This is a genomic window from Flavobacterium sp. UBA5153 (assembly GCA_002413745.1).
Lineage (GTDB): Bacteria > Bacteroidota > Bacteroidia > Flavobacteriales > Flavobacteriaceae > Flavobacterium.
In genome coordinates this window covers 26,326-34,940 of the sequence record DHXP01000052.1, presented here as the reverse complement: position 1 = coordinate 34,940, position 8,615 = coordinate 26,326, and the positions used below count along the sequence as shown (strand labels likewise).

The following is an 8,615-nucleotide window of genomic DNA, read 5'->3' as shown; positions in this document are numbered from 1 at the left end:
ATTAAATTTTAACCATTACTTATTTCGTATTTTTTTTACATAAAAAACTATTTGATTGCAAATTTGACCTCCTTTTTTTACCAATTTACCCCTCCTGAAACTTTTGAACTAACCATTACTTTGTGGTTATAATTGTTAAGAACAAAGTGTTGTGCATTTTATAAGTGTTTGTTTTAGGTAGATATAAAATTTACATCAATCTGAAAAATTTCCTTTAGCAGAGAATTGTAAGTGTTGGTTTTACTACTTTATTTACCCACGTCCGCAGTAGAATACTGCGGGCATAAACAAACAATATAATTTTTAACTAACCAAAAAAAAATGAAAGTATGAAAAAGAAGTATCCCGATTAATCAAAAAGAATATTCCTTAAATTTCAGCATAGAAAGGAAATTTTAAAATAAACCCATAGTACAAGTACTATGATTTAGAGGTTTTATTTGATGTGTTTAGAGGAAAACTATACAATTAATTCCTTGATTTAATCGCATCAAAGTAGATTGTAGAGGGCAGTTTTTAGCTGTGAGCCATCATAAACCAAATGATTTGCCAAAGTGATTGAGTAATGCAATTATATTAGGTCAAGTTGTTTAGGAATAAAAAAAAGAATAAAAACATTAACTATTTAACCATAATAGCCTTTCATTTTAATTGTTTTCTAAAAATGAGAGTCTTAAAAACTAAAATTTATGAATATAACTACGTTTTCAAAAACTAAATTTTTATTACAAGGGAAGATATTGATCTTTCTCTGTTTAAGTTTAGCATGGAGTCCTATCCATGCAGGGGAAAAGACCATAAGTACCACTAAAATAGATTTTTTAAAAGTTAAGATAAAAGGAAGAGTTACTTCCTCAAAAGATACGTTGCCACTTCCAGGAGCAACAGTGACGGTTAAAGGTACTGCTATAGCCGCTTTGACAGATATGGATGGTAATTTTGAAATTGCTGCTGATTCTGGTGATGTTCTTGTTTTTACAAGTATTGGTTTTAAAACAAAAGAATTGCTATTAAACAATCAAACAAAAATTGCTATTAGTCTTGAAGAAGACAGTACCGCACTTGAAGAAGTAGTTGTTGTTGGGTATGGAACGCAAAAAAAGGTAAATTTAACAGGAGCCGTTGGTAGTGTTCAAATGGATGAACTAAAAAGTAGACCAATAACCAATGCGAGTTTAGCACTACAAGGGACTGTTTCTGGAGTGTATGCTTTGCAAAATTCAGGTAAGCCAGGTGGAGACGATGCAGTAATTAATATTCGTGGAGTAGGCACCTTAAACAACAGCAATCCATTGGTATTAATTGATGGCTTTCCCGGAAGTATGAGTGATGTAAATTCCAATGATATAAAATCAATCTCTGTTTTAAAAGATGCTGCTTCTGCTGCTATTTATGGAAATAGAGCTGCAAATGGAGTGATTTTAATTACAACCAAAAGAGGTTCGGAGGGTAAATTGACAGTTTCGTACAGTAATTATTTCGGAGTACAACAAGCTACCTCGCTTCCTAAAGTTTTAAACTCTGTCGATTATGCAACACTTTATGACGAAGCACAAGTAAATTCAGGGGTAACGGTACCTAAATATTCGCAGGCAGATATTGCCAAATATGCCGCACACAATGACCCATTGTATCCTGACAACAATTATTTTAAAATATATTATAACAAAGCAACTATGTCAAACCATAGCCTTAATGTATCGGGGGGGAATGAAAATTTGCATTATGCATTTATGGCAGGCCACCTAGAACAAGAAGGAATATTAGTTGGTGGCAATTATGTAAAAACTGACTTTAGAGCCAATGTAGATGCTTTTCTGTTAAAAGATAAAAAATTAAGATTCTCTTTCCGATCTTCAGGAAATAAGGGCACAAGAATCGAACCAAGAGACGAATGGAGTAACAAATGGTACGCTACCACTGCGCCCGTTTATCAATTGACAAACGCAGCAGGGCAATGGGTAGGACTTGATGGTGGAAATAATTTTTATGGGGAAACAAAAACAGGTAGTACCTCGATAATAACTCGTTATACATTTAATGGGCAAATTGAAGCCGAGTATAACTTTTTTAAAGATTTAAGTGCTCAAGTAACTTATGGATACAATGTTGTAAGTTCAAATACTAATGCATTTCATGCCAATGTGGTCATAGCCAACTCGGCTGGAGCTACTAAAACACTAACTTCGGACTTATCTGTGGCAGACGGATTAGACACACAATCCTTGTTTACGACATTGTTAAAATACAAAAAAAGTATTGGCGACCACCAATTTAACGTATTGGCAGGATATTCCGAAGAGGAATTCAATTGGTCTTGGAACAGTGGCTATCGTTCTAAATTTCTTAGCAACTCTCAAAGAATTTTAAGTTTGGGAGACCCTTCAACACAAACAAACAATGCAGGGGCTACTGCCTTGGGATTGCAATCTGTATTTGGTCGTATCAATTATGCGTATGCCCAAAAATACCTATTCGAAGCAAATGTTCGTAAAGATGGTTCTTCAAGATTTGCCGATGGTCATCGATGGGGTACTTTTCCGTCATTTTCTGCAGGATGGGTATTATCTAAAGAAAATTTCTTAAAAGAGGTCAATTGGTTAAATCTGTTAAAACTACGTGCTTCTTGGGGGCAATTAGGAAACCAAAATATTAATTCCTTATATGCTGCAAGCAGTGTTTTATCAACAGGGCAAAACTATTCTCTTGCAGGAGTGCTATATCCAGGTGTTGCTACCACCGGTTTAGTAAATACAGATACAACTTGGGAAACATCAACTCAAACAAATTTTGGAGTAGATTTAGGGATACAAAATTCATTTGATATAGGTCTTGATTATTTTGTTAAAAAAACAACAGGTATCTTGATGCAACTTCCTATTCCGGTCACCTTGGGTAATTTATCAGCTCCTTATCAAAATGTTGGAGGAGTAGAAAACAAAGGGCTTGAGCTTATTGTAACCTACAAAAAAACATTCTCTAACGACTTAAAATTGAAAAGTACCGTTAGTTTATCTCATGTCGTAAACAAGGTTACAGATCTTGCTGGCACAGGGCCTATCATGAATGGACCTAAAGTACTTAAAGAAGGATATGCTATAAATTCATTTTATGGATATGAAAAAGAGGGTTTGTATCAAATATCCGATTTCACATGGCAAAACAGTAGCGATCCAAACATTGCTCCTGGTAGCCGTAACTATGTTTTGAAATCAGGAGTCGTTAAGGTTTCTAACTATAATGCACTTCCAGGGGATATTAAGTTCAAAGATCTTAATGGAGATGGGGTGGTAGATTTAGACCACGACAGAACCGTTACAGGAAAACAATTTCCAGACTTGAGCTATTCTTGGAATTTAAATGCAGAATGGAAAAATTTTGATTTAGGAGTATTTTTTCAAGGAGTTAAAGGCATTCAAGGATATACCTCTACTGAAGTTTCGTCAGAGTTTAGCAACTTTTCCAATTCAGGCGACTGGTGGAAAAACAGATGGACACCAACAAACCCCACTAATGATATGCCAAGGGTAACATTAGACGATGCTAGAAGAAACATTAATTCTACTTTTTACCAAGAAGACGCGTCTTATCTACGTTTGAAAAATATAGAATTAGGTTACTCTTTAGATAAAAAGATGCTTGCTAAAGCGGGTATTAATTCGATAAGATTATATGGAAATGTTCAGAATGTTTTTACCATTACAAAATTCAAAGGGTTTGATCCTGAACAAACGGTTGGTGAAACAAGAGCACAAGCTTATCCACAAGTTCGTATATTTTCATTTGGTTTAAATGCCACTTTCTAAATCGTAGTTTTATGAAATTACTAGGTAACAATAAATTTTTCAAACATTTAAAAATTATTCAGATGAAAAAAATTAATATAATAATTGTTTCTTTTGCATTGCTAAATCTGGTGTTTAGCTGTACACCAGACCTTATAAATAAATCTCCATTAGATGCAATATCTCCAGCTACTTTTTATCAAGATGGAGCTCAATCTAAAATTGCACTTATGGGAGTTTATAACTCTATTGTACCACGTGATGTACCAACCCAGTTTTATCAATTCGATTTTATGTCGGACAATGATTATTGTCAGGATGGTTGGCAAGGTTCTAAAGAATTTGGAGATTGGGTGCAAAATTCGAGTAGTTGGGCTGCAGGAGCACTATGGTCATTTGGATATAGAGGAATAGTAAGATCAAATTCGTTTCTTACCAATGTTGATAAAGCGACTATGAGTGAAACCGTTAGAACCCAAATGAAGGCCGAAGCTAGATTTATCAGAGCGTATATGTATTTTACCCTTATCTCTTACTATGGTGACGTGCCACTTGTACCTGAAGTTCAAAGTACAACAAACTCGCAAATAGCAAGAACACCAAAGGCTCAAGTGCTGGATGCTATTATTGCCGATTTGACCTTTGCTGCCGCAAATCTTCCAACAACCTATTCCGGAGGAGATGTAGGTCGTGCTACTAAAGGTGCTGCCTTAGCATTCAAGGCAAAAGCATTGCTTTATAACGAAAAATGGGCAGATGCAGCTCAAGCAACTCAAGAGGTTATCAATTTAGGAACTTATAGTTTGTATCCAAATTACGCTACTCTTTTTGATGAATCAAACGAAAATAATGTAGAAGTTATTTTTGATATTCAGTACATCAAGAACACTTTTGCCCAATCTTGGCCAGGTTCCTGCACTTCATTTACACAATGGTCTACAGCCAATGCCACCTCGGACTTAATTAACTCTTATTATACGACCAATGGTTTGCCAATTACTAATGCTGCTTCAGGTTATAATGAGCAAGATCCATACACGAATCGGGATCCTAGATTAGCAGCATCGGTTGTATTGCCTGGCTCTTCGTTTGTCAACGGAATTACTTTTCTCCCAGCTAGCACTGGCAATAGTTATTTGGGTGCTAGACCACGCAAATATGCCGATTTATACAATACAAACCCTGGCAATTGTGCCATCAACACTATTTTGATGCGTTATGCTGATGTTTTATTGATGCGAGCCGAAGCTCTTATAGAATCAGGAAGTACAAGTTCAGAAATATATACTTTAATTGATAAGGTTCGGGCAAGAGTAAACATGCCAACAGTAGAATCGGTTGAAGGGACTGGCTTAACTCAAACACAACTTCGTGCTATCTTGCGCCATGAAAGAAGAGTGGAGTTTTTTATAGAAGGTACTCGATATGCTGATATGTTGCGATGGAAAGATGCCTCTTTGGTACATGATGTATATGGATATGACTTGTCAAAACTTACCAATCCTGCAAGTGCAACCACTTGGACATTTTCGCAAATAAAATATGCAGGTAGAACATTTGATTCCTCTAAAGGATTCTTATGGCCAATACCACATAATGAAATGCAAGTTAATAAGCTATTAACACAAAACCCTGGCTATTAAATCAACAATTTAAAGTGAAAGGTTTATAAATAACAAACACCACTCCTAAAAGAAAGAAAGGAGAGGTGTTTGTTATTCATCTTAAAAACAAGTTACTTACAAAAAATAACAAGTTTATCTATTGTAAGTGTGACATAAATAAAGACCATTTAAAAAGGATAAGATTAATAGATTTTAAATATTTAAATGCAGGGGATTTATAACTCTCAAAAAAAAAAGAATTAAAAGCAGAAACGGTAAAATACTACAAGTTGTATTTTGTTTAAAAAAACCGTTCTCGAGAATTTTCAAATGCAGGTGCAAATAGAGTGCCTATATAACCTAAAAGAAAGTGACTACTAAAAAAATCTTATTATCAATTTTTATTTTTTCCTGTTTATCTGCTTTCAGTCAGATATCATTTGGGGATTCCAAAAAAATTAATGACAGCTGGAAGTTTATTCTTCAAGATACTCCAAATGCTCAAAATAAAACTTACGACGACAGTAAGTGGCAATCTGTTGATTTGCCCCATGATTGGAGCATAAAAGAACAGTTTAGTCCTACCTTGGCAAGTTGTATGGCTTACCTCCCAGGAGGAATTGGTTGGTATCGAAAAAACATAAATATTCCTCAAAGTAAGAACGGAGAAAAAGTATACTTCTATTTTGAAGGCGTTTACAACAGGAGCGAGGTTTTTATTAACGGACACTCTTTAGGAAAACGACCTAACGGATACATTTCTTTTGCTTATGATGCCACTCCTTTTATAAAATATGGAGAAGATAATACAATTGCTGTTCATGTAGATCACAGCAAGAGTGCCGACTCACGTTGGTACACTGGTTCAGGTATTTATCGTAATGTATGGTTAGTTTATGCAAATCCTGTGCATATTGCGCAGTGGGGAGTGTATGCCTATCCTGAAATTAGTAAAAGTAGCGGAATTTTAAATGTAGAAGTAGCGTTAGAAAATGGTTCTGCTGCAAAAACAAATCTTACCGTTGTAAATGAACTTTTAGACAATAACGGAAAATTAGTCGCTAAAAGTTCCCAAAAAGTTCTTGTCGAAGCGAATAAAGAAGATAAAATTGCGACAAAAATAAACGTAAAAAATGCTAAGTTATGGGATTTAGATAATCCAATTCTTTATCATTTAAAAACAACTGTTTTAAAGGATGGTAAAACAATAGATAAAACGATTACTCAAACTGGTTTTAGAAGTTTTACTTTCGATCCTAATAAAGGTTTTGCCCTTAATGGTAAATGGATGAAGATGAAAGGAGTTTGCTTACATCATGATGCAGGAGTTTTAGGATCTGCCGTACCTCGAGATGTTTTGAAAACAAGATTGCAAACCTTGAAAGAAATTGGAGTAAACGCTATTCGTACTAGTCATAATCCACAGGCACCCGATTTTTATGCTCTTTGTGACGAATTAGGATTGTTAGTCCTAAATGAAGCCTATGACGAATGGGAATTTCCAAAACGCAAATGGCTGGAAGGTTGGAACCAAGGTACTCCAGGATTTGAGGGTTCCAATGATATATTTGCTATTTGGGGAGAGAAAGATTTGGAAGATATGGTACGTCGTGACCGAAATCACCTTTCTGTATTTGCATGGAGTATAGGTAATGAAGTAGATTATCCAAATGACCCATATTCTCATCCTGTACTAAATGGAGGAAAAGATACTGGTTTTTCTCAACCCGCTTACGGAGGTTACAAAAAAGATGCACCAGATGCCATGCGACTTGGAGGAATAGCCAAACGCCTTGTAGCCGCTGTAAAAAAATATGATAAATCTCGTCCAACTACAGCGGGACTTGCAGGTGTAGCAATGTCTAACGAAACTGAATATCCAGGAGCTCTTGATATCGTTGGATATAATTATACAGAAAGCAAGTATGATTCTGATCACAAAAAGTATCCAAATAGGGTAATTTTTGGTAGTGAGAATATTCATAGTATGGATTCATGGTTAGCAGTAAAAAATAATAAGCATATTTTTGGACAGTTTTTATGGACAGGTATTGATTATTTGGGCGAATCAGGAAGCTGGCCATCCAGAGGATTCTATTCAGGATTAGTTGATCTTGCGGGTATTATAAAGCCAAAAGGATATTTCCGTCAATCACTATGGTCAGATAGTCCTATGATTTACGCTGGGACTTATATAGCCAATAAAGAAACAGAACTTTCTAAAGACGCTTGGCCTTTATGGAATTATAATGAAGGCCAAATGGTTAGGGTAGTTTGTTATACCAATGCAGCTAAAGCACGTCTGGAATTAAACGGAAAAGTGGTTGGCGAAGAGAAGAAATATGATGAAAAGACAGGTATTATTTATTGGGATGTGCCTTATACATCGGGTAAGTTAGAAGCAATAGGACTTAGTAATGATAATAAAACAGTAAGTCGATATGAGATACAATCTTCACAACAGCCTTATTCTTTAGTCATTGATGAAAAAAATATCACTATTGATAAACAAAAAGGAGTTGCAAAAATAATTGTACAAGTAACAGACGAAAAAGGTTTGCCTGTAATGCTTTCTGATAACGAAGTTACTTGTATGGTAAACGGTTCAGGAACTTTATTAGGGTTGGAAGCAGGGAATAATACGGATATGGGTGATTATACCGATAATGTCCAGAGGGTGTTTCACGGCCATCTTGTAGCTTATATTCAGGCAACTGGAGGGAATGAACCTATAACAGTAAAGTTTTCAAGCAACTGGTTAAAACCAGCTGAGGTTACAGTTAAAGTAGAATAAGTTTTTAATATTTTCAAAAGTTATGATGATAAATACATTGACGAAACGAATAAACAAGTAATGGCTACTCATTTTGGTATGAGTGCGAATAAAAATTAATTTTGGTTTGGTTAGTAAAGGCTGTTTCTTTTATTAGGAATAGCTTTTATGTTTCTATATCTTTTTATATGACTGTCTGGATAGGCTAACTTTACCTGCATAAATAGTTAAGCATAAAAACCTTAATTTTAACTTATGAAACAAGTCCGTAAAATTTATGATCGAGCTTTTAAAAAGAAAGAGGTTCAGTTGAGTTATGGGAGACATAACATCTCAGAATTGGCCCGGAAATTGGGAGTTATCACTCCACAATTGTATGACTGGCGAAAAGAGTTATCTCCGATTTTAGCCAAGAAACCGAAAAAAATAACTCAAATCCTATCTTAATTTATA

General features: G+C 35.1%; 4 protein-coding genes. All 4 read left to right on the top strand.

The window, feature by feature from the left end:
* The first annotated feature begins 689 nt into the window (after window positions 1-689).
* Complete coding sequence (locus B2145_RS10405) at window positions 690-3,806, top strand: SusC/RagA family TonB-linked outer membrane protein (protein ID WP_291101905.1); 3,117 nt, start codon at window positions 690-692, stop codon at window positions 3,804-3,806.
* Window positions 3,807-3,868: 62 nt separating this feature from the next.
* Window positions 3,869-5,428 (top strand): RagB/SusD family nutrient uptake outer membrane protein, encoded by a 1,560-nt coding sequence (locus tag B2145_RS10400; protein ID WP_291101903.1) that lies wholly within the window; start codon window positions 3,869-3,871, stop codon window positions 5,426-5,428.
* 331 nt (window positions 5,429-5,759) lie between these two features.
* The gene (locus tag B2145_RS10395; RefSeq protein ID WP_291101901.1) at window positions 5,760-8,183 is read left to right on the top strand and encodes a sugar-binding domain-containing protein; all 2,424 of its coding nucleotides are present in this window, start codon (window positions 5,760-5,762) and stop codon (window positions 8,181-8,183) included.
* 234 nt (window positions 8,184-8,417) lie between these two features.
* A complete protein-coding gene (locus B2145_RS17730; protein ID WP_414654580.1) occupies window positions 8,418-8,609 on the top strand; it encodes a transposase in 192 nt (63 codons plus the stop codon).
* Window positions 8,610-8,615 lie beyond the last annotated feature (6 nt).

Coding starts and splice junctions, on each gene's coding strand:
- B2145_RS10405 (WP_291101905.1), top strand. CDS start 690: ATGAATATAACTACGTTTTCAAAAACTAAATTTTTATTACAAGGGAAG.
- B2145_RS10400 (WP_291101903.1), top strand. CDS start 3,869: ATGAAAAAAATTAATATAATAATTGTTTCTTTTGCATTGCTAAATCTG.
- B2145_RS17730 (WP_414654580.1), top strand. CDS start 8,418: ATGAAACAAGTCCGTAAAATTTATGATCGAGCTTTTAAAAAGAAAGAG.